This window comes from Mammaliicoccus sp. K-M42, from assembly GCF_022386375.1.
Classification (GTDB): Bacteria; Bacillota; Bacilli; order Staphylococcales; family Staphylococcaceae; genus Mammaliicoccus; species Mammaliicoccus fleurettii.
In genome coordinates this window covers 123,690-145,094 of sequence record NZ_JAJNIS010000003.1, presented here as the reverse complement: position 1 = coordinate 145,094, position 21,405 = coordinate 123,690, and the positions used below count along the sequence as shown (strand labels likewise).

At 31.3% G+C, this 21,405-nt stretch carries 22 protein-coding genes; 16 read left to right on the top strand and 6 right to left on the bottom strand.

Translation table 11 applies throughout. The features are described from left to right. Window positions 1–158: 158 nt before the first annotated feature. On the bottom strand, window positions 159–971 hold the full coding sequence (locus LQ668_RS03460) for a LysM peptidoglycan-binding domain-containing protein (protein ID WP_078357075.1): 813 nt from the start codon (window positions 969–971) through the stop codon (window positions 159–161). Window positions 972–1,289: 318 nt separating this feature from the next. On the opposite strand from LQ668_RS03460, the gene LQ668_RS03455 reads away from it, so the two are divergent. The 3 genes from LQ668_RS03455 to LQ668_RS03445 all read left to right on the top strand — a co-directional run bounded on the left by LQ668_RS03455 (window position 1,290) and on the right by LQ668_RS03445 (window position 3,282). Next, entirely contained in the window at window positions 1,290–1,937 is a 648-nt protein-coding gene (locus tag LQ668_RS03455; protein ID WP_078357074.1) for a Bax inhibitor-1/YccA family protein, read from the top strand. Between the two features lie 136 nt (window positions 1,938–2,073). After that, a complete protein-coding gene (locus LQ668_RS03450; protein ID WP_078357073.1) occupies window positions 2,074–2,787 on the top strand; it encodes a YebC/PmpR family DNA-binding transcriptional regulator in 714 nt (237 codons plus the stop codon). Window positions 2,788–2,799: 12 nt separating this feature from the next. Next, window positions 2,800–3,282 carry a cupin domain-containing protein gene (locus tag LQ668_RS03445; protein WP_107509172.1) on the top strand — a complete coding sequence of 161 codons (483 nt, stop codon included), beginning with the start codon at window positions 2,800–2,802 and terminating at the stop codon, window positions 3,280–3,282. 64 nt (window positions 3,283–3,346) lie between these two features. On the opposite strand, the gene LQ668_RS03440 is transcribed toward LQ668_RS03445, so the two are convergent. Then, entirely contained in the window at window positions 3,347–4,456 is a 1,110-nt protein-coding gene (locus tag LQ668_RS03440; protein ID WP_107509173.1) for a 5-methyltetrahydropteroyltriglutamate--homocysteine S-methyltransferase, read from the bottom strand. A gap of 128 nt (window positions 4,457–4,584) precedes the next feature. On the opposite strand from LQ668_RS03440, the gene LQ668_RS03435 reads away from it, so the two are divergent. After that, on the top strand, window positions 4,585–6,102 hold the full coding sequence (locus LQ668_RS03435) for a phospholipase D-like domain-containing protein (RefSeq protein WP_078357070.1): 1,518 nt from the start codon (window positions 4,585–4,587) through the stop codon (window positions 6,100–6,102). 154 nt (window positions 6,103–6,256) lie between these two features. On the opposite strand, the gene LQ668_RS03430 is transcribed toward LQ668_RS03435, so the two are convergent. Then, window positions 6,257–6,808: a TetR/AcrR family transcriptional regulator gene (locus LQ668_RS03430; RefSeq protein ID WP_078357069.1), complete on the bottom strand. Its 552-nt coding sequence runs from the start codon at window positions 6,806–6,808 to the stop codon at window positions 6,257–6,259. Between the two features lie 209 nt (window positions 6,809–7,017). Here LQ668_RS03430 and LQ668_RS03425 point away from each other — a divergent pair, with 209 nt between their 5' ends. From LQ668_RS03425 to LQ668_RS03415, 3 genes are all read left to right on the top strand, one after another. Further along, on the top strand, window positions 7,018–7,665 hold the full coding sequence (locus LQ668_RS03425; RefSeq protein ID WP_078357068.1) for an HlyD family secretion protein: 648 nt from the start codon (window positions 7,018–7,020) through the stop codon (window positions 7,663–7,665). A 12-nt stretch (window positions 7,666–7,677) separates the two neighbouring features. Beyond that, window positions 7,678–9,561, top strand: a complete 1,884-nt coding sequence (locus LQ668_RS03420; protein WP_078357067.1) for a DHA2 family efflux MFS transporter permease subunit — start codon at window positions 7,678–7,680, stop codon at window positions 9,559–9,561. Between the two features lie 203 nt (window positions 9,562–9,764). Beyond that, the gene (locus tag LQ668_RS03415; RefSeq protein WP_239775904.1) at window positions 9,765–10,304 is read left to right on the top strand and encodes a ribonuclease FAU-1 family protein; all 540 of its coding nucleotides are present in this window, start codon (window positions 9,765–9,767) and stop codon (window positions 10,302–10,304) included. Between the two features lie 81 nt (window positions 10,305–10,385). Here the strand turns inward: LQ668_RS03415 and LQ668_RS03410 are convergent, their stop codons facing one another. Continuing rightward, the gene (locus LQ668_RS03410; protein ID WP_078357065.1) at window positions 10,386–11,207 is read right to left on the bottom strand and encodes an undecaprenyl-diphosphate phosphatase; all 822 of its coding nucleotides are present in this window, start codon (window positions 11,205–11,207) and stop codon (window positions 10,386–10,388) included. A gap of 160 nt (window positions 11,208–11,367) precedes the next feature. On the opposite strand from LQ668_RS03410, the gene LQ668_RS03405 reads away from it, so the two are divergent. Then, window positions 11,368–12,243: a LysR family transcriptional regulator gene (locus LQ668_RS03405; RefSeq protein WP_078357064.1), complete on the top strand. Its 876-nt coding sequence runs from the start codon at window positions 11,368–11,370 to the stop codon at window positions 12,241–12,243. Window positions 12,244–12,456: 213 nt separating this feature from the next. Here LQ668_RS03405 and LQ668_RS03400 read toward each other — a convergent pair whose 3' ends face one another. Further along, the gene (locus tag LQ668_RS03400) at window positions 12,457–13,104 is read right to left on the bottom strand and encodes an MOSC domain-containing protein (protein WP_107509174.1); all 648 of its coding nucleotides are present in this window, start codon (window positions 13,102–13,104) and stop codon (window positions 12,457–12,459) included. 134 nt (window positions 13,105–13,238) lie between these two features. Here LQ668_RS03400 and LQ668_RS03395 point away from each other — a divergent pair, with 134 nt between their 5' ends. Beyond that, on the top strand, window positions 13,239–14,450 hold the full coding sequence (locus LQ668_RS03395) for a sugar efflux transporter (protein WP_078357062.1): 1,212 nt from the start codon (window positions 13,239–13,241) through the stop codon (window positions 14,448–14,450). 10 nt (window positions 14,451–14,460) lie between these two features. Then, window positions 14,461–14,943: a DUF456 domain-containing protein gene (locus LQ668_RS03390; protein WP_078357061.1), complete on the top strand. Its 483-nt coding sequence runs from the start codon at window positions 14,461–14,463 to the stop codon at window positions 14,941–14,943. 398 nt (window positions 14,944–15,341) lie between these two features. On the opposite strand, the gene LQ668_RS03385 is transcribed toward LQ668_RS03390, so the two are convergent. Next, complete coding sequence (locus LQ668_RS03385) at window positions 15,342–16,634, bottom strand: PTS sugar transporter subunit IIC (protein WP_107509176.1); 1,293 nt, start codon at window positions 16,632–16,634, stop codon at window positions 15,342–15,344. Window positions 16,635–16,745: 111 nt separating this feature from the next. Between LQ668_RS03385 and LQ668_RS03380 the strand changes: the two genes are divergently transcribed. The 6 genes from LQ668_RS03380 to corA all read left to right on the top strand — a co-directional run bounded on the left by LQ668_RS03380 (window position 16,746) and on the right by corA (window position 21,389). Continuing rightward, window positions 16,746–17,843, top strand: coding sequence for a DUF871 domain-containing protein (locus tag LQ668_RS03380; protein ID WP_078357059.1), 1,098 nt, complete (start codon window positions 16,746–16,748; stop codon window positions 17,841–17,843). Continuing rightward, window positions 17,844–18,146 carry a PTS sugar transporter subunit IIB gene (locus LQ668_RS03375; RefSeq protein ID WP_078357058.1) on the top strand — a complete coding sequence of 101 codons (303 nt, stop codon included), beginning with the start codon at window positions 17,844–17,846 and terminating at the stop codon, window positions 18,144–18,146. A 9-nt stretch (window positions 18,147–18,155) separates the two neighbouring features. Next, window positions 18,156–18,470: a PTS sugar transporter subunit IIA gene (locus LQ668_RS03370; RefSeq protein ID WP_107509178.1), complete on the top strand. Its 315-nt coding sequence runs from the start codon at window positions 18,156–18,158 to the stop codon at window positions 18,468–18,470. A gap of 64 nt (window positions 18,471–18,534) precedes the next feature. Then, window positions 18,535–19,398, top strand: coding sequence for an SDR family NAD(P)-dependent oxidoreductase (locus LQ668_RS03365; protein ID WP_239775903.1), 864 nt, complete (start codon window positions 18,535–18,537; stop codon window positions 19,396–19,398). A 117-nt stretch (window positions 19,399–19,515) separates the two neighbouring features. Beyond that, a complete protein-coding gene (purU, locus tag LQ668_RS03360) occupies window positions 19,516–20,358 on the top strand; it encodes a formyltetrahydrofolate deformylase (protein WP_078357055.1) in 843 nt (280 codons plus the stop codon). A gap of 86 nt (window positions 20,359–20,444) precedes the next feature. Continuing rightward, window positions 20,445–21,389, top strand: coding sequence for a magnesium/cobalt transporter CorA (gene corA, locus LQ668_RS03355; protein WP_078357054.1), 945 nt, complete (start codon window positions 20,445–20,447; stop codon window positions 21,387–21,389). Window positions 21,390–21,405: the final 16 nt, after the last annotated feature.

Sequence of the window (21,405 nt, the reverse complement as noted above, 5' to 3'; positions counted from 1 at the left end):
CTATTTTAATTCAGGTCAAATCCGGTAAAAACGCACGAAGACTTTTGAGATATCGTGCGATTCACCCATATGATAATGTACACTGTACCCTGTACATTTTATTAACCTACATACAAACAAAAAAAGCCAGTTCACAATGTGAACTGGCTTTTTAAATATTAATGAATATATGAATAGTTATAAACTTGAGAAGCTGGTATTGTTCTATAATCAGTAACACCAGGTGCTGTATTGTAGTTAGTTTCTGAAACTAGTAAACTACCATCTGAATTAATAGATTCAACGTATGACACGTGACCATATTGTCCAGTTGTAGATTGCATAATTGAACCAACTGCAGGTGTGCTATCTACACGGAACCCGTCAGCTTGTGCAGCGCCAGCCCAATATTTTGCATCTCCCCAGTAAGTGCTAATTGCACTACCAGCTTGTGATCTACGGTCAAATACGTAATATGTACATTGTCCCCAGTCATATAAGTTTTGGTCATTGAACGATTGGCTACCACCAGTTTGAGATGGTTGCGTATTGTTAGATGGGGCAGTTGCTGTATCGCTACCACTTCCACCAGCAATTTTTAAGTTTTGACCTGGATAGATAATATAACCTTTTAAATTATTTGATTTCATAAGTTGGTCAACTGAAACACCGTGTTGTTGAGCGATTACATCTAATGAATCACCATTTTTAACTGTGTATGTAGAACCTGAAGTTGCTGTACTTTCTTGAGAGCCACTTCCTCCAGCTGAACTACTTCCGTTTACAGTAATGACTTGTCCTGGGAAAATCATGTTTCCTGAAATATTGTTACTAGATTTCAGTTGATCAACAGACACACCATATTCGTCTGCAATAATCCATAAAGATTCACCATTTTTTACAGTGTGTTGAGTTGATGCTTCTGCATCGTTGTGAGCTGCTATAGCTGCAACACCTGAAACTGCTGTTACTGCGAATGCAAATTTTTTCAAAGGCTTATCCTCCTCGTTATCTAAAAAATATAAAAACAGAATACTAATATATATAAATCCTTCGATAGATTTAATGGTAACAAAAATAACATTACATGTACTGTCTGTAATCACTTTGTAATAAAAACACAATAATTAGAACACGCTTTTATAATAAAAATTTAACTCACTAAAACGTGTTGTGAGCGTATCCAAATGCAATATGGTAAATTATGTATGTGAACTAAATGTTACAATTATGTAGAGACCTCACAATTGATATATAGCGTTATAACATGTAAAATGTTGGTATTACTTATAAAAAAGGAATGATTATGGATGAGTTATGAACATAATTATGGATCATATCAAGCTGATGACACACATGGTTCAGCAATTAGAAAAACTTGGCTATATTTCTTATACTATTGGGTGATTTTTGGTATTGGAACTTATTTAGGTCAATTTGTACCACCGGCATTACATCTTCCAATAACGATAGGATTATTTGTACTTATAATGCTCACACTATTTGTAAAATCATCTAGAAAATTTAGCGGTCTTATATCAAATGTCTTTGCTTTCTTAATAGGTATTATTTCATATACTTCCTTTATGTATTATTTAGGCACATTAGGAACTCAAGCATTTTATGGAAATATTGCATTAGCTATTGGTGCATTCGCAGCATTCGGAATTTTAGGTTATTTTATGATTGATGATGCATCAGGTTTAGGTAAATATTTATTCGTTACATTAATTGCACTTATTTTTGCGAGTCTTTTAGGTTTATTTTTGAATAACCCAATTTTTCATACAGTATTATCAGTAATTGGTATAGGTTTATTCTTACTATATACTGTTTACGACTTTAACCGTATGAAGTTAGGCAATTTTTCTCCAAGGGAAATGGGATTCAATTTATTTATCAATCTTCTTAATATCATTATGCACATATTAAGACTCGCAAGTATTATTAAAGATTAAAATAGTTACTAAAGCGGCTGAAACAAATTAAATGTCTCAGTCGCTTATTATTTTTTGACCTGTAAACTTTGCCAGATTAGATCAATATTGTATAATAAGTATGTTAAATAACTCACTTTGAAAGAGAGATGGAATTATGGGACGTAAATGGAATAATATTAAAGATAAAAAAGCCCAAAAAGATAAAAATACAAGTAGAATTTATGCTAAATTTGGCCGTGAAATTTATGTAGCTGCTAAATCAGGTGAACCAGATCCTGAATCAAACCAAAATCTTAAATTTGTATTAGAAAAAGCTAAAACTTATTCTGTTCCAAAACATATTATTGATAAAGCCATAGAAAAAGCTAAAGGTGGATCAGAAGAAAATTATGATGAGCTAAGATATGAAGGTTTTGGGCCAAGTGGTTCAATGCTAATTGTTGATGCATTAACTAATAATGTAAACCGTACAGCTAGTGATGTTCGTGCAGCATTCGGTAAAAATGGCGGCAATATGGGTGTATCTGGATCAGTTGCATACATGTTTAATCATACTGCTGTATTTGCATTTAAAGGAAAATCTGTTGATGAAATTTTTGAACTTTTATTAGAAGAAGATTTAGATGTAAGAGATGTTGTTGAAGAAGAAGAGTTAACAATTGTTTATGCAGAACCTGATCAATTTTCACAAGTTCAAAATGTTCTTAAAGAAAATGGCGTAGAAGATTTTGAAGTTGCTGAACTATCAATGCTAGCTCAATCGGAAGTAACTTTATCAGAAGAAGATCAAGATACTTTTGAAAAGTTAGTAGATGCTATTGAAGATTTAGAAGATGTTCAACAAGTATTTCATAATGTAGATTTATAATAAGGAGTGCTTATGAATAAAGAAAAATGGATTAATATGCTTGATTTAATGCCTCATCCTGAAGGTGGATATTATAAAGAAGTCATTAAATCAGAACAAACACTAAGTGATCATAACGCTTTATATACAAGTATTTACTTCTTATTAGAAAAGAACAATATATCTCATTTTCACAGAATACAATCAGATGAAGTGTGGTATTATCATGCAGGTCAAACGTTGACAGTGCATATGATACATCCAGATGGAAAGTATGAACAAGTTAACGTCGGACCTCATGTTGATAAAGGTGATGTATTGCAAGCGTTAGTACCTAAAGGTGTTATATTCGCTTCAACAGTTGAAGGAGACAATGACTATGCACTAGTAGGGTGTATGTGTTCACCAGGCTTTCAGTTTGAGAAATTCGAACTTTTCACACAAGATGAATTGTTAGAACAGTATCCACAACATGAAGAAGCGATTAAAAAATATGCATTTGAATCTATTAAGTAATCTATTATTAATAAAATGAAAAACATCCAATTCGAATAATACGAATTGGACGTTTTTATGATTATTATAGTTCTCCATATACTTCTTTTGCAGTTTCAATAACGTAAGATAATTTTTTCCATTGATCTTCTTCAGAAAGGATATTACCTTCTTCTGTTGAAGCGAATCCACATTGTGGACTCAAACATAATTGTTCTTTTGAAACATATTTAGTAGCTTCATCTAATCTGTCTAAAATATTTTGCTTATTTTCTAATTCGCCTGTCTTAGAAGTGAAAAGACCTAAAACGATATAAGCATCATCTCTATTGAAATGTCTTAATGGTTCAAAGTCACCAGAGCGGTTATCGTCATATTCTAGGAAGAAACCTTGTAATTTCTCAGTGAATAAATCTTTAGCGATTGGCTCGTAACCACCTGTTATTGCCCACGATGATTGATAGTTACCACGACAAATATGAGTTGTGATAAGTAAATCTTCCGGCAAGTCTGCTAATGCATCATTGACTACTTTTGCTGCTAGTTTAATAGCTTCTTCTTTTTCTTCAGCAGTACGTTCTCTATTCTTAATTAGTTGTGTTGTTGCAGCTAACCCAGCCCAATATACATCGTCAATTTGTAAATAACGGCAGCCTAGGTCATAGAACTTAAGTATAGATTGGCGATAAGCTTCTGATACATCTTTAGCATATTCATAAATATCTGGATAAATTTCCTGATTTAAAATGTTTGGATGGAATAATTGATTAGGACTTGGAATAGAAACTTTGCTTGCAGCTCTACCATTTACTTTTTTGTGTAAATAATCAAAATGTTCAAAGTGTGGGTGCTCTGGATTAAATTTCACTTTACCTACAACTTTTACATCATGCTTTTTAGTTTCTACACCATTAAAAGTTAGCCCGATTTCTGGTTCGTAATCTTCAATACCTGTTAAATTCTCTAAGAAATCAAAATGCCAGTAAGAACGACGGAACTCTCCGTCAGTTATACTTTTTAATCCGACTTCTAATTGTTTTTCGATGATTTTATCAATTTCTTGGTCTTCAACTTTTTTTAATTCAGTTCCCGGAATTTCACCTTCTGAATATTGTTGACGTGCTTTTTTTAATGGTTCTGTTCTTAATAAACTGCCTACATGATCAGCACGGAAAGGTCTTAATGGTTCTGTCAATTTACTTCACTCCTATGTATATACTCTAAAAATTCTGAAAAATTTGATATTAATTAAAATTAACAAAGTAATACATCGGTGTCAATTGAATTTTGGTATAATCAAAGTAAAAGGGGTGAATTAAACACTTGGCTAATAAAATAAAGAAAAGTCAAAAGAAAAAAAGTAATTCAGTAAAAAGAAAAAAGAAAAATAATAAAAAGAAAAATAAATTTCAAAAAAAGCATTTATTATGGATTGTATGCTTATTAGTGGTGCTTGTTATTGTCGTAAGTATTTTTCATGTGTTTAAAAATTTACCTCACGGAGTTTCCAAAATAAGTTCTGAAACTAAAACGAATCATGTTGAATTATTAACAGATGTCACTTATAAATCTGGTAATAAAATGCATTATGAACATGAAATATTTGATAAAGTTAATGAAACAATAAATGAAGCTAATGACTTTATTATTATGGACATGTTTTTATTTAATAATTACAAAACTGGAGATAAAACATATCCAAATATAACGCATCGATTAACTCAATCACTCATTGCTAAAAAGAAAGAGAATCCAAATATTAGAATTATTGTCATTACGGATCCGATTAATTCATTCTATGGTTCTTATACACCGAGAAATATTAAGGCTTTAAAAGCAAACAACATAGATGTCCATTACACTGATCTAAGTAAATTGAGGGATTCTAATCCAATCTATTCAGGAACTTATAGAACGTTCTTTCAATGGTTTGGAAATAGTGAAAATGGTAAATTAAATAATCCTTTAAGCAGTGAAGGTCCTGATGTTACAGTAAGAGGCTATTTAAAAATACTAAATATGAAAGCAAACCATAGAAAGACACTTGTAACTGAAAAGCACGGTATGGTCTTATCAAGTAATCCACATGATCCGAGTGGATATCATCAAAATGTTGGTGTAAGAGTAACAGGACCCATTCAAAATGCAATCATTAAATCCGAAATAGCCGTAGCAAATATGAGCGGTGCACAATATTCAGCGAGTGACTTTAAGATTAACAATAATAGTTGGCGTGATGATGCAACATACTCAGTGCAACTAGCTACTGAAGGAAAAATTAAAGAACAAATTCTTAAAAATATAAAAAAATCACAATCTAAAGATCGAATTTCGATAGGCATGTTTTATTTATCCGATAGAGATGTAATCAACGAACTTATTAAAGCATCAAAAAGAAATGTGCAAATAAAGCTTATTTTAGATATTAATAAAGAAGCTTTTGGCAAAGAAAAACCAGGCGTACCAAATAAACCTGTAGCAAGTGAATTAGTAAATCGTTCAAAAGGGAATATTAAAGTAAAATGGGCATTAAGTAATGGCGAGCAATTTCATTCAAAATATTTATTGTTTGAACAACATGAAAACAAGAATGCTGCGATGATTTTAGGATCATCTAATCTAACACGTAGAAATATAGAAGATTATAACTTAGAAACAGACATCATAATTAAAGGTAAACAAGATGACGAAGCATTTACGAAACTATCTCAAAACTTTAATAAAGCATGGGATAATAAAAAATACACAATCACAGCACAATATGATGAATTTAAAGATGAATCATTGTGGAAGAGAGTATTGTATAGAATTCAAGAAAAAACTGGATTATCTAGTTTTTAATAGTTGGAAAGATAGAAGACATCTATATTTACAAAAGTTGAAAGAAGTGTGAGCAAGGACATCCATATTCACACAAGTGGGAAGAAGTGTAAATGATTTTATAACAAAAAAGAGCAGAAATTCAATTTTAACAATGAATTTCTACTCTTTTTTATTATCTATTGATTTTAATAATATTACGATACATAATATCGGCCATCTTTTCTGGTGTTTCTTCACAACCATTTTTCAACCAGCTATATATAGAAGCTATTTGTCCGCCGACTGTGTAATCAAGAAAGTAGTTTACCTCTTCTAGTGTACCAAGACTATGAATCAACTTAGCAAATCTAGTTTTTAAGAGTGAAATAAAACTAATAATTAGTTCTCGCTCAGGATGTGTAACAAATACACTTGTAAAAAATCTTTGATGTTTAGCAATATAATAAAATACATTTGTAAAATATTGTTTTACGTATTTTCTTCTGTCATCAGGATTGTCTATAATAGAGCGTTCTATATTATCCATTAAAGTTTCATAATTCATCATATGGAATCTTTTTATTTCTTCGTAAGTTTCATATTTATCTTTAAAATGTGCATAAAAAGTAGAACGGTTAATACCACATTCTGCACACAACATTTTTATTGTTATTTCTTCAAAATGATAATGTTCTAATAAGTAAACCATATTACTCGTGATTAATTGCCTTGCATGTTTTTTCATATTTCACCTCGAATAATTACATAACTTATATTTTAACAAAAAGAGACGAAAATATACATTAATATTCTTTTTAAATATGAATATATTATGAATATTTATCTAACTTTTCTGTCATTTTAACCCGACAAATTTTTGGAATTTGTTGGTTTAATTTATTTTCATAGAGACGTATAATAAACAAATCATTGAAATATGGAGGAAATAGAGTAATGAAAAAAATAGTGCTTGTAAATGTTATCACTATAGTAATTTTAGTAGCAATCGGACTAGTAGGATTCCATTATTATAGTGAAGCAACAGATTATGTAAAGACAGAAAATGCAAAAGTAGACGGTGAGCAAATTAAGATTGCTAGCCCAGTTTCAGGTAACTTGGACAGCTTCGATGCTGAAGAAGGTAAAGAGTACGGTAAAGGCGATAAACTAGGAGAAGTTTCTGGTAAAGGTGAAGATGGACAATCTCAAACTATGGACATTAAAGCACCTTCAAAAAGTACTATCGTCAAAACTTCTGCAACAGAAGATAGTTTAGTTCAAGCAGGATCACCAATTGCATATGCATATAATTTTGATGATTTATATGTTACAGCAAATATTGATGATACAGACGTTGAAGATGTAGAAAAAGGACAGGCTGTTGACGTTTATATTGATGGCCAAGAAGCTAGTGTTAAAGGTAAAGTGTCTCAAGTTGGATTAGCAACAGCATCAAGTTTCTCAATGATGCCTTCATCAAATAGTAATGGAAACTATACAAAGGTGACACAAGTTGTTCCAGTGAAAATCACATTTGATTCTAAGCCATCAACAAATGTTGTTCCAGGAATGAATGTTGAAGTTCGAATCCATAAGAATTAAGGAGGGTGTATTATGACATCAACCTTTACGGTGGCTTATATAATTATTGCAATCCTTTTATGGGTTGGAATTAATGCATTTGTAGTAAAACGAAAAAAAAGCAAATCAGTTGCTAAAGATGTTTCAGATAATTCAAAAGTGAATGATGAAACTCAATTGAAATCAAAAGATGAAGACAACATCGATAAAAACAAACACACTCATATTGAAAAGATGGAAGAAGATAATGAACCGGCTAAAACAGAGACGGAGAAAACGACTTCTAACGATATGAAAACTGATGAACAAAATGATTCTAATGAAGAACATGAAGATTTATCAGACCGTGGTATGGAATTAAAAGATGATGAACCAATTAATGAACAAATTAAGAAAAATCATGTTAACTTCGTATACGGTAAAGGCATTTCAAGAAATAAAATTTTAGTTGCGATGATGTTTGGTATGTTTATCGCAATACTAAACCAAACATTATTAAACGTAGCTTTGCCTGTAATTAATAATGAATTTAGTATTTCTGCATCTACTGGTCAATGGTTAATGACAGGGTTCATGCTTGTAAATGGTATTTTAATTCCTATAAGTGCATTCTTAATTAGTAAGTATTCATATAGAAAATTATTCCTTATCGCAATGGTTCTATTTACGATTGGGTCAATAGTATGTGCCATTTCATTTAACTTCCCAATGATGATGACAGGTCGTGTCGTTCAAGCAATTGGTGCTGGTATATTAATGCCATTAGGTTCAAATGTATTTATGACAATTTTCCCACCAGAAAAACGTGGTGCTGCAATGGGTACTTTAGGTATCGCGTTTATTTTAGCACCTGCAATTGGTCCAACGTTATCAGGTTGGATCGTTCAGAACTATCATTGGAACATAATGTTCTATGGTATGTTTGCTATCGGATTAGTATCTATAATCATTAGTTTCTTCTGGTTCAAGATTTATCAACAAACATCTAATCCTAAACCTGATGTGCCAGGTATTGTATTCAGTACACTCGGCTTTGGTTTACTATTATACGGATTTAGTGAAGCGGGTAACGATGGTTGGACTTCATTAACAGTTTCTTTATCATTAGTTATCGGTCTAATCTTTACAATATTATTTGTTGTTCGTGAAGTTAGAATGAAAAATCCAATGCTTGATATGTCTGCACTGAAATATTCAGGGTTTACATTGACAACATTAATCAATGTGATTGTAACGATGAGTTTATTTGGTGGTATGATTTTATTACCTATATACTTACAAAATTTACGTGGCTTTTCTCCTTTAGATTCAGGTCTATTATTATTACCAGGATCACTTATTATGGGATTCATGGGTCCAATTGCTGGTAAAATGTTAGACTCATTTGGTATTAAACCATTAGCTTTAATTGGTTTAACAATAATGACAATCGCAACTTGGGAACTGACACAATTAAATATGGATACACCATATACAACAATATTAGTTATATATATCGTACGTTCATTCGGTATGAGTTTTATAATGATGCCGATTATGACTGCAGGTATGAATTCATTGCCTCAAAGACTTATTCCGCATGGTAATGCAATAAGTAATACTGTTAGACAACTAGCAGGGTCAATTGGTACAGCAATACTTGTAACAGTTATGACTCAAAATACGACTTCTCATTTAGCTAACATGTCAGATAACTTAGACTCAACTAATCCTATGATTCAAGAACAAGTTAAAGCACTTTCTGATTCAGTTGGTGGAGATGATGCTGGTAAATCTGTACTTATCGAATATTTAAATAAATTAGCAACTGTACAAGGTATCAACGATGCTTTCTGGATTGCTACATTATTTAGTGTTATTGCATTAATCTTAAGTTTATTCTTAAAAGATAAATCTCATTATTTATCTAAGGAATAGCAATGATTTCTAGAATTAAAAATATAAATTGGCTTTGTATTTTTAAATTATATATTAAAAATTAATTGTTAAAATACTACAAGTAAACGTCATGTTTCTTGTAGTATTTTTTTATAAATAAAAATTTAATTTAGAAAACCTATCTTGAATGCTTTGAATCGGGGCGAGTTTTTTATATAATGTAAAAAAGGAGTTGGTAACTTGTGAAAGTTAAGTATATTGACAAACGTCATTGGCGACGTCTCCTTAATCGCGAATATAAAGAAGTTGTACTGGATACGAATCACTTTAAAGGACTTGTTGGCTTAGTTACAATGGTACAGGTGAAGGAACCTTTAAAGGTTAATGTTGTAGGGAAAGAAATTACAGCTGCGGATAATGGTTATAAATGGATGCAGATCTTGCCAGAGAAAAAGCCGTATAGTATAACTGTAATGTATGACAAACAAAACAGACCAGTACAATACTATTTTGATGTGAATTTGAGGAATATCACTCAACTCGGTAATGCTAGAACGCTAGATTTATGTTTGGATGTGTTAGTAATACCGAAGACAGGTGAATATGAACTTGTTGATGAAGATGATTTAGAAAGAATGCTAAAAGAGAAAAAAATATCTAAAGCTCAATTTCATAAAGCATATGTAACGGCACATGAGATTATGTTTAAATTAGAAACTGACTTCAAGGGAATTGAAAAGAGAATCAGATATTGTTTTCATGAAATTATGAACGTAAAGTAATGAAACAACTATTTAATTGGATATATCTATAAATAAAAACGAGGATGCCTTTTATTAATGGCAATCCCCGTTTTTTAATTTTTATAAGAATATTAATGCTAATATTATTGCAACTGGTCCGACAACGAAACAATATTTACTAAAGATGCCGAGTTGACCACGTTCCATAATACCTTGTAACCATTTCAATGAGAAATAACTCGCTACAAGTGAAGCTACAAATGCAAATGCATATGAAATCATTAGTGATGTATCTGGAGGTGTTTCAATAATATCTTTAACGCCAAGTAAAGCCGTCCCAAGACTTACAGGTATATAAAGTAAGAATGAGAATTTAAACGCTGTTTTTTGATTCATCCCAACACCTAAAGCACCAACGATAGTGGCACCACTACGACTAATTCCAGGTATTAAAGCAACAGCTTGGAATAAACCTACAATTATGGCATCTTTAAGCGTTAAATCACCTTCTAATTTTTGGCCACGTTTATTTTTAATAAACCATAAGGCAATACCTGTTACGATAAGCATAAATCCTACCATGATTACACTTTTAGTATCACCAATTATATCCTTAAAGATAATGCCTAATACACCAGCTGGTATAGTGGCAATTACTAAATACATAGCAAGTTGAAAATTCTTTTTAACAGTTTCAGTACGATTGCCTTTAATATATTTTAATGTGTCGACAATTAATTCGATAATGTCTTTGCGGAATAATATAAGTACAGCAATCAATGAAGCGGTATTAACTACAATTTCAAATGTTAATCCTTCAGTATGTAATCCTAAAAATTCTTGTGCCATTACTAAGTGTCCGCTTGAAGAAATGGGTATGGGTTCTGTTATTCCTTGAAGTAAGCCAAGGAATATATATTTTATAATTTCTAAAAAGTTCATGATTTTATCCTTCCTATTTTATGTACATTCTCAACTATAACGAATTATAATTAGAGTTTCAATTTTAGAATTAAAAAAATTAATATTTCGGTCTAAAGTTGTAGTCGTGGTGCTTGAATTAAATCATGGTATAATAAAATGAAAGTAAGGAGTGTGTCATTTGAAAGTAGATGATTATAAGTTATTAGTAACATTAGAAGATGTAAAGACTTTGCGAAAAGCTGCAGACATTCTCTACATATCGCAGCCAGCAGTCAGTCAGAGATTGAAATCTATAGAAACCTTTTTTGGTATAGACATTTTTATAAGAACAAAAAAGCAGCTTATTACAACTAATGAAGGATCCTTAGTCATAGAACATGCAAGAAAAATGTTGAAAGAAGAACGTTTACTATTAGATAAAATTAGTTCGAAATTAGGAGAAGTAAATGGAAGCATTTCAATAGGTGTTTCTTCGTTGATTGGGCAAACAATTCTTCCACAAGTTATGGGGGAATATACGCATTTATATCCAAATGTAGATATACAATTACAAATTGGCTCTAGTGAACATATAAAACAATATCAAAATGACTTTCACATCATGGTAGTTAGAGGAAACGAAGTGATGAATGTTCAAAATGACCTTTTACTAAATGAACAACATTATTTTATTTATCCTAAAAGTAAAAAACAGGATTTACATCTATTACCAATGATTGAGTTTCAAGCAGAACCAATTTACTTAAAACAAATTGAAGAGTGGTATTCCGATTATTTACAACAAGAATACCACGCACTAATTAAAGTAGACCAAATAGCTACATGCAAAGAACTCTTATTAAATGGAGTAGGCGTAACAGTATTGCCAGAATTGGTAATAGGTGACATAGATACAGATAAATTTGAAATCAAGAAGTTAAATGTTATGCGTAAACCACTTACACGATCAACTTATATTTGTTATGAACATAATGTCTTACAGTTACCACAAGTTAAATCATTCATTGAAGTACTGAAAAATTATATTAATCAACTTGAAATAGGTAAGAAATAACGGATTAAAGGTTTTTTTGAATTAATCGAAGAGATTGGTTAAGTTGTAGATTAAGTCGAAAGTTAATCGAAGAGATTGGTAAAGTTGTAGATTAAGTCAGAAGTTAATCGAAGAGATGGCGTAAATTGTAGATTAACTCAAAATCAACACTATACAAAGAAAGGCTGAGACAATTAATTTGTCTCAGCCTATTTATATCTGAAGCCTTCGTGTTTATGAAAGGCGCTTATGTAATTTATTGAAAATATCACGTGTTTCTTCATTGATACCTTTGTGATTTAATATATATTCTATGCGCTCACGATTGCTACTATCTTTATAACGTGTTTCATTAAGCTCATAAATGGAAAGTTGTGGTTTACATGTATTTAATAATTTCATGTTATCATTCTGGGATACATAGCCTTCTTTGATTACTCGAAAATAGCATCCTGTTTTTAAATTGTCTGCCATACGTTTGACTAAATCTTTTATTCCATATCTTAAAGCGATTGTAGCACAAGGTTGTCTTGGACAAGAAACTTGAATGATGGCTTCACCAAGTTGATAAGTATCTCCAATATTTAAATCTTTTTCGGTTAAGCCAGACACTGTAATATTTTCACCAAAAATCGCATATTTGGGTAGTCGATCTATAATGTCATTCCAATAGGCATAGTTATCTTTACTGTAAAAACAAATAGCTTTTTCTGGACCACCATGACCTTTATATTGTTGTTGATCTTCAACGAATCCTGTTTTTGAAAGATACATTTTACTTTCGAAGGGTTCTTTAAAAATAGCAGTTTTTTTAGTCTTTTGATTGTTAAAAGTCACATCTTCGACTTTTCCAATTGAAATATAGTTCACTTTGTATTCCACTACAATATCCCCTTTAATTATATTTAGTAATGATTTTACATGTTTGTGATAAATATATCAATTAAGCGTTGACGTAATAGGTGTTTAGCATTAAAGTACAAACATATAATAAAAATATAGGAAGTTGTGAATTCATGTTTTTGAAATTATTTCAAATAAAAAATTATAAGCTCTTTACAGTTAATATGGGCTTATTAGGAATGGCTATTGCTATAACGGTTCCTTTTTTAGTATTGTATGCGACTCAGCAATTAGGGATGTCTAAAGGACAGTACGGTTTATTAATGGCGCTTGCAGCTAGTGCATCATTTACTGTGAACTCTATTGTTGCAAGATTCTCTGATAGTGGAAAAATTAATCGTAAATATCTCATCATCACCGCTTTAATAATGGGGGCGTTATGTTTCTCGATTTATTTCTACATACATACTATATGGCTGTTCATCGCTTTATATGCGATGTTTCAAGGGCTTGCTGCACCTGCAATGCCTCAAATGTATGCCTCAGCACGTGAATCTATAAATGAATCTGCTTATAAAGATAGAAGTATATTTGCCAATACTGTTCTACGTTCTACATTTTCATTAGGGTTTTTATTTGGTCCATTAATCGGAACATTATTACTTAGCATATTTGGGTATGATGGTTTATTTGGTGGAACGATGACATTATTTTTAACAGTTTTAGTTTTATTAATTATTTTTTATAAAGAACCTAAGAAAATTATCAATAATGCAATTGGAAACTTTCCTGAAAAGAAAGCTCCAAACTTAGTAAAAGAACCAACATTATTGATACCATTTTTAGCATTTATTTTATTACATGTTGGACAATGGATGTATACTTTAAATATGCCTTTATATGTAACGGAATATTTGAAAGATGATGAGTCGCATGTAGGGTATTTAGCAAGTCTATGTGCAGGTTTAGAAGTACCTTTCATGATTATATTAGGTATTATAGCAAGTAAATTTAAAACTAAGACACTACTTATGGTCGGAGCAATATTCGGATTCGGTTATTACTTTAGTATAGGTGTGTTTGATAGTTTCCAAGCAATGTTAATTGGTCAATTAGCATTAGCATTTTTCTTAGCAATTTTACTTGGATTAGGAATCAGTTATTTCCAAGACATTTTACCAGAGTTTCCTGGATATGCATCAACATTGTTTGCTAACGCTATGGTAATAGGTCAGCTAGGCGGAAATTTACTCGGTGGTGTGATGAGTGATATAGTAGGTCTAGGAAATGTGTTCTTCGTTTCAAGTTTATCAATAGGATTAGCATTTATATTATTAATTTTTACAGTAGAACATGTAACACATAATAACGTTAAAACAAGTTAGGAGTAAAATAATGACAGCAATAAGTTGGATATTAATTATACTAATGTTTGTAATTGCCTTTGTTGGTTTAATCAAACCAATTATTCCATCAGTACTATTTTTATGGGTAGGCTATTTTATATATCATTTTGCAATTGATTCAAGTAAATTATCGTGGATCTTCTGGACTGTAATGGTAGTACTTACTATATTTATGATACTTTCAGATATCATAATGAATAGCTATTTCGTTAAGAAATTCGGTGGATCTAAACTAGGAGAAACAATGGCAGCAGTCGGTGTAATAATAGGTTGTTTCGTGTTTCCACCATTTGGTATCATCATCGTACCTTTCGTATTAGTATTTGTTACTGAGATGATTCAAAAAAATGATATTTCAGCAGCTACGAATGCAAGTATCGGTTCATTACTTGGTTTCTTAACCAGTTCTATAGCCAAAGCCTTAATCATGCTCGTTATGGTTGTATGGTTCTTTATTGATATAATCTTTTAAAGAGAATCCCCCGATTCGTTGGAATGCCAACAAATCGGGGGATTTTTAATAGTTATATTTAAGTTGAAGGATTATTTTTTAGGGACAAAATTCAGAGAAATGTCCGTAAGAGGTAGTGTAAGGGACATAATACCGAGAAATGTCCGTAAGAATTAGTCGCTAAGGAGCACAATTCAGAATTATGCCAGTAAGAACACTCTAAGGAGCACAATTCAGAATTATGCCAGTAAGCACAATCTAAGGAGCATAATTCGTAATTCTGCCAGTAAGCGCAGTCTAAGGAGCATAATTCGTAATTCTGCCAGTTAGCGCAATCTAAGGAACACAACCTAAGAATCATACATAAAGAACAGAGCAAACACCAGGATGCCAGGTGTTTGCTCTGTTCTTACTATTTACTATTTTTCCATATCATGTTCTATTTCTTCTTTAGTTTCTCCGCTTTCTTCTAGTACCATTTTGCGATCGTACATTTTAAAGAATGGGAAATAAATTATTACGGATACTGTTATATTAATTAGGACGAGTACGATTGCTCGCCAGTCTCCTCCTGTTGCTAAGTATGCACCGATTGGAGCTGGCAGTGTCCATGGTGCCATTACGCTTGTTGCATTGACGAGTCCGAGTAATGTTGCGAAATAAGTTATGATGGTTAAAACGATAGGGATTATGATAAATGGAATAACCATTATTGGGTTTAGTACTATTGGCAATCCAAATATTACGGGTTCGTTTATATTAAATAAAGATGGTATAGAAACGGCTTTACCAAATTTTTTCAAGAACTGAGATTTCGCAAATAATAATATACATATAACAAGTCCTAATGTTGCTCCTGCTCCTCCAATCCATACAAACCACTGGAAGAATGTTTCTGGTGCTATATGTGGTAATGGTTCTCCTGCTGCATGTGCTTCTGCGTTTTTAGCTAAATATACTTCCCACAACGGACGTTCAATCGTACCTACAATTGACATACCGTGAATACCAAATGCCCAAAAGAATGTTGTTAAGAATACTGGTACTAATACACCAGGTAATGTATCACCTGCAAATACGAGAGGCCCTACAATTTTATCTACAAGTGTATGTAAATCGAGTTGAAATACAACTGTAATCACACTCATTGCACCGAGTACGATGACTACTGGTATTAACGACTCAAAAGAGCGACTAACGGATGGCGGTACTTGAGGTGGCATTTTAATGGTGATGTTTTTATTTTTACACAATCTGTATGTTTCTACTGAAAAAATTGCTACAAACATCGCGACGAATAATCCATGGCCACCTAAGTTGGTCATTGGTAAGACGAATCCTAATTCTTTATCCATTGTTGGCGCAATAGTTAATAAAAATGCTGCTGTAGAAAGCTGTGCTGCTGACAATGGATCTAAATCATAGGACTTTGCGAGATTGTAACCTATCCCAAAGACAATGTATAAACTCATAATGAACATGGTCATTCTATAAGGAATTAAAATTTGTTCTGCATGTTCAGTTGCCCACTGAGTTACTGCCCATGATTCAGGTAACGGTGGAGTTGCAAATATTAAAAAGAATGAACCGAAAATAATGAATGGGAGTGCCGAAATAACCCCGTCACGTATAGCGAGTAAATGACGTTGATTTGAAAGCTTTGTCATTGGACCAGAAAGTTTTCCTTCTATCCAAGTAGCAAAGTTATTCATAAAATTCCCCCTTTGTTTGTAAGCGCTTCGATTTTGTTATAGTATAAACTAAATAGATTAAATATTCAAAATAATATAAAAATAAATATATTACGAATGGAAGTGATTTCTATGAGGCGTTTAGGTATATCTTTGTATCCTGGAAAATCTAAAGAATCTGAGGATTTAAATTATATTGATAAAGCACATGAGCATGGTTTTACACGAATTTTTACGAATTTATTGCAATTAACTGATGATAATAAATCGACTTTATTACCTATCATTGAAAAAACGATTCGTTATGCTAAAAGTTTAGACTTTGAAATATTTATAGATGTAGCACCAAGAACTTTTAAAGTCCTCGGTATTGAACCTAATGACTTATCTTTTTTTAATGATCTAGGTGTTGATGGAATAAGGCTTGATGAAGGTGTAGGCGCAAAATTAACAAGTGATATGACGTATAATCCATATGACATAATGATTGAATTGAACATGAGTGTCATGAATCACTATATAGATAATGTAATGGACTTTGAACCAAATCGAGCTCATTTAGTAGGATGCCATAATTTTTATCCTCATCGATATGCTGGTATATCTGAAGCATTCTTTTTAGAAGGTAGTAAAAAATTCAAAAAATATGGTCTTAGAACAGCAGCATTCGTTTCAAGTGAAGAAGCTGACTTTGGACCATGGCCAGTTACAGAAGGATTGCCAACTTTAGAAGAACATAGAGGAATCCCCGTTTCTACACAAGCACAATACTTATGGGCAACTGATCTCATTGATGATGTGATTATAAGTAATTGTTATCCATCAGAAGAAGAATTAAAAAGACTGAGTTATTTAAAAAACGAAGCAATCACGTTTGATGTAAAGTTATTTGATGATATTACAGAATTAGAAAGAAAAATAGTTATCGAAGAACCACATTTTTATAGAGGTGATGTAAGTGACTATATGATTCGTTCAACTCAAAGTCGTGTGAAATATAAAGCAGAATCATTTCCCGTTCATCATACAACCGCTATTAAAAGAGGTGACATCTTAATAGATAACGAAGAATATGGACAATATAAAGGGGAGCTACAAATTGCTTTAAAGCCTATGATAAATACAGGTAAAGTAAATGTAATTGGGAGAATTGCACCTCATGATTTACAATTGCTCAATTATTTGAAACCATGGGCGTTTTTTAAATTTAATATTCAGGAGATGAAATAAATGAAAAAAATATTATTAGTTTGTTCAGCAGGTATGTCGACAAGTATGTTAGTGAAAAAGATGCAAGAGGCAGCAGAAAATGAAGGTAAAGATTATGAAGTCGAAGCTTTAGCCTTATCAGAAGCGGAAACAAAGGTTGATGATGTAGATGTTATTCTACTTGGACCACAAGTGAGATTTCAAAAGGCACAAGTTGAAAAAGTAGCTAATGGCAAAGTGCCGGTAGACGTTATAGATATGCAACAATATGGCATGATGGATGGAGAACGTGTCTTAAAACATGCTGAAAGCTTAATGAAGTAAGGTGATATTATGGAAAAATACGAACAAATTGCTTTTCAAATCATAACTAATGTTGGTATGGCAAAGAGTAGTTATATGCAAGCAATTAATGAAGCTAAATCTGAAAAATTTAAAGAATCCGAAGATTTAATTAGTGAAGGTAATCAATTTTTAATTGATGGTCATAAAGTGCATAAAGATTTAATACAAGCAGAAGCTAGTGGTGAAACAGTACCGATGACGCTCTTATTAATGCATGCTGAAGATCAGCTTATTTCAACTGAAATTATTAAAGAAATGGCAAAAGAATTAATATATGTACATCAAAATTATGTAAAAAAATAAATGTCATAGTTAAAATATATATTTCAGGGTAAAAGAACGGTAATAAATTAAAGGAGTATATACAATGGCGAATAGAATACTAGCAATTACAGGTCCAACATCAGGAATAGGTGAATCAACAGTTAAAGAGTTAGCCAATGACTATGACATTATTATTTTATTGTGTAGAAATATAGACAAAGGTGAACATTTAAAATCACTTTTAATAGCAGAACATAAAAAATTAAATGTAGAAGTCATAAAATTTGACTTATCTAATTTAGCCAATGTAATGAAAGCCGCTACTCAAATACTAGATCAATATCCATACATTGATTGTTTAATTAATAATGCAGGTGTCGTTTCATTAACAAGACAAAAAACTGTAGATGGTTTTGAATTAATGTTTGGTACAAATTATTTAGGTCACTTTTTATTAACACATATTTTATTTGAATCTATAATGAGAAGCCATGATAAACAAATTATAATTGTATCTTCTGGGGCATATAAATATGCTCATATAGGACATCATAATTTCAAATATCCATTGAGATTTAATCCGATTAAATCTTATAGTAGATCTAAGCTAGCTACATTGTATTTCATGCAAGAATTATACGAGCAGTTTCATCATCGTGGATTGAATGTAACAGCTGTACATCCAGGCGCTGTCTCCACTAACTTAGGAAAAACTAAATATAATCATAGATTTGGGGATTTAATTTATAAAATGTTTGACTCTATGTTTATTTCACCTAGAGAAGGTGCAATGTCTACAATTAAAGTAACGAAAGATAAATTTTTATTTAATGGAGCATATGTATATGAAGGGAAAGTCACTGAATTAGAAAATCAAGGGCTTAATTATTATGACCGTAAAAGATTGATTAGAGAGACTTTAGAAGCATTGCAATTAGACCAATTTATGTATTTGAGCACAAATTAATAGTGAATGCGTTTACAATGAATATATGCTACTCAATTCATTGTTTTATTGCAAATTAAATTTTATAATAGTTGTTATTGTTAGAATATTTCCAATATTAATAAAGGGATGAGATACATGAGTAAGCATTATATTTTATTAGCGGATTGCAAAGATGAAATTGGTATTACATCACTAATATCAACAATTATAAAAGAAACAAATTCAAATATATTTCATTTAGATCATTATACTGATGTTCAAGAAAATGAGAATCACTTATATCTACGCATTGAATTTGATAAAAATGATGAAGTGAAATCAATTTTAGAAAAAGAACTAACAACAAGAAATATTAATTTTCAAATTTTTGACGCTGAAGAAAAAGTAAAAACGGCGGTATTAGTTTCTAAAGAAGATCACGCGTTAAGTGAAATTATATTACGCGCAAATCGTCAAGAATTCCCAATAGAAATAAGCTGTGTTATTAGTAATCATGAAAATAACCGTAAATTTGTTGAAGATATGGGAATACCTTTCCACCATGTAAAAGTGACTAAAGAAACAAAACGTGAAAGTGAAGATGAAATTTCGAGAATAAGTGATAGTTACGGAGTGGATTTACTCGTACTAGCTAAGTATATGCAGATTTTATCAGAAGTCTTTGTTGAAAGGCATCATCTAAAAATTATTAATATTCACCATTCATTCTTGCCATCATTTATTGGTGCAAATCCTTATAAACAGGCTTATACAAGAGGTGTCAAATTAATAGGAGCTACAAGTCATTATGTTACAGAAGATTTAGATGCTGGTCCAATCATTGAACAAGATGTTGTAAGAGTTAATCATCGATATTCAGCACAAGATATGAAAAATACTGGTAGACATGTGGAGTCTCAAGTATTAGCAAGAGCAGTACAGTGGCATTGTGAACACAAAGTGATTGTAAACGGAAATAAAACAGTCGTATTTACCTAAATACTTGTTAGCAGTGAGTATATTTGCTCACTGCTTTTTAAATTGTATAATATAGATAAAGTAAAATGAAAATTGGTGTGAATATAATGATTAAAACTTATTATTGTAATTCAAATAATGAACTAAAAGAAACGACATCACCAAAAGATATTGCAGAAGACAAAAAATGGTTATGGGTTGATTTAAACGAACCTACAGAAGAAGAGGCAAAAGTATTAGTAGATTATTTTGATTTTCATGAATTATCTATTGAAGATGCGACGCTTGTTCAACAAAGACCCAAATTCAAACAATATGATGATTATCAGTTTGTTGTGTTCCATGCGTTAGATTTAAAAACACTTGAAGCTGAAGAAGTTGATATTTTTATTGGCGATGATTTTATTGTGACTTATCATAAAGAACGCTTTGAAGAAATAGATACTGTTAAAAGAAAGTTGTTTAATCAAACAATCAATTTGGAAGAGCCAAAAGATATTTTGTTAAATTTGCTAGATGATATAGTAGATAATTATTTCCCATTTATTTACGATATTGAAGATAAAGTATTTAATTTTGAGGATCGTCATAATATAGATATTTCAACGAAGTCTTTAATAGATGATACTTTTGATTTAAGGCAAGAGTTGTTAATTATTAAACGAACTGTTCAACCAATGAGAGATTTGGTATATCGAATGAGAGAAGGTAAAGTATTACATCTAAATGAACAGCAATTTCTATATATTACACATATTAATGATCATCTTATCAAGCAAATGGAAATGGTTGATTCTTCGAGAGAAATGACAAGTGACATACGTGATAATTACATTTCTCTAAACTCATTTAAAATGAACAATATTATGAAAATCTTAACGATATATTCAGTAGTGTTTATGCCTTTAACTTTGATTGCAGGGATATACGGAATGAACTTTACAAATATGCCTGAGCTTAGTTGGCACGACGGATATTATATCGTTCTAATTATTATGGTCATCATTGCGTTTATAATGTTAACTGTTTTTAAAAGAAAGAAATGGTTTTAGGTATAGTAGTTATGTT

Coding starts and splice junctions, on each gene's coding strand:
- LQ668_RS03380 (WP_078357059.1), top strand. CDS start 16,746: ATGAGGCGTTTAGGTATATCTTTGTATCCTGGAAAATCTAAAGAATCT.
- LQ668_RS03370 (WP_107509178.1), top strand. CDS start 18,156: ATGGAAAAATACGAACAAATTGCTTTTCAAATCATAACTAATGTTGGT.
- LQ668_RS03365 (WP_239775903.1), top strand. CDS start 18,535: ATGGCGAATAGAATACTAGCAATTACAGGTCCAACATCAGGAATAGGT.
- LQ668_RS03385 (WP_107509176.1), bottom strand. CDS start 16,634: ATGAATAACTTTGCTACTTGGATAGAAGGAAAACTTTCTGGTCCAATG.
- LQ668_RS03420 (WP_078357067.1), top strand. CDS start 7,678: ATGACATCAACCTTTACGGTGGCTTATATAATTATTGCAATCCTTTTA.
- LQ668_RS03410 (WP_078357065.1), bottom strand. CDS start 11,207: ATGAACTTTTTAGAAATTATAAAATATATATTCCTTGGCTTACTTCAA.
- purU (WP_078357055.1), top strand. CDS start 19,516: ATGAGTAAGCATTATATTTTATTAGCGGATTGCAAAGATGAAATTGGT.
- corA (WP_078357054.1), top strand. CDS start 20,445: ATGATTAAAACTTATTATTGTAATTCAAATAATGAACTAAAAGAAACG.
- LQ668_RS03390 (WP_078357061.1), top strand. CDS start 14,461: ATGACAGCAATAAGTTGGATATTAATTATACTAATGTTTGTAATTGCC.
- LQ668_RS03425 (WP_078357068.1), top strand. CDS start 7,018: ATGAAAAAAATAGTGCTTGTAAATGTTATCACTATAGTAATTTTAGTA.
- LQ668_RS03450 (WP_078357073.1), top strand. CDS start 2,074: ATGGGACGTAAATGGAATAATATTAAAGATAAAAAAGCCCAAAAAGAT.
- LQ668_RS03455 (WP_078357074.1), top strand. CDS start 1,290: ATGAGTTATGAACATAATTATGGATCATATCAAGCTGATGACACACAT.
- LQ668_RS03430 (WP_078357069.1), bottom strand. CDS start 6,808: ATGAAAAAACATGCAAGGCAATTAATCACGAGTAATATGGTTTACTTA.
- LQ668_RS03375 (WP_078357058.1), top strand. CDS start 17,844: ATGAAAAAAATATTATTAGTTTGTTCAGCAGGTATGTCGACAAGTATG.
- LQ668_RS03395 (WP_078357062.1), top strand. CDS start 13,239: ATGTTTTTGAAATTATTTCAAATAAAAAATTATAAGCTCTTTACAGTT.
- LQ668_RS03445 (WP_107509172.1), top strand. CDS start 2,800: ATGAATAAAGAAAAATGGATTAATATGCTTGATTTAATGCCTCATCCT.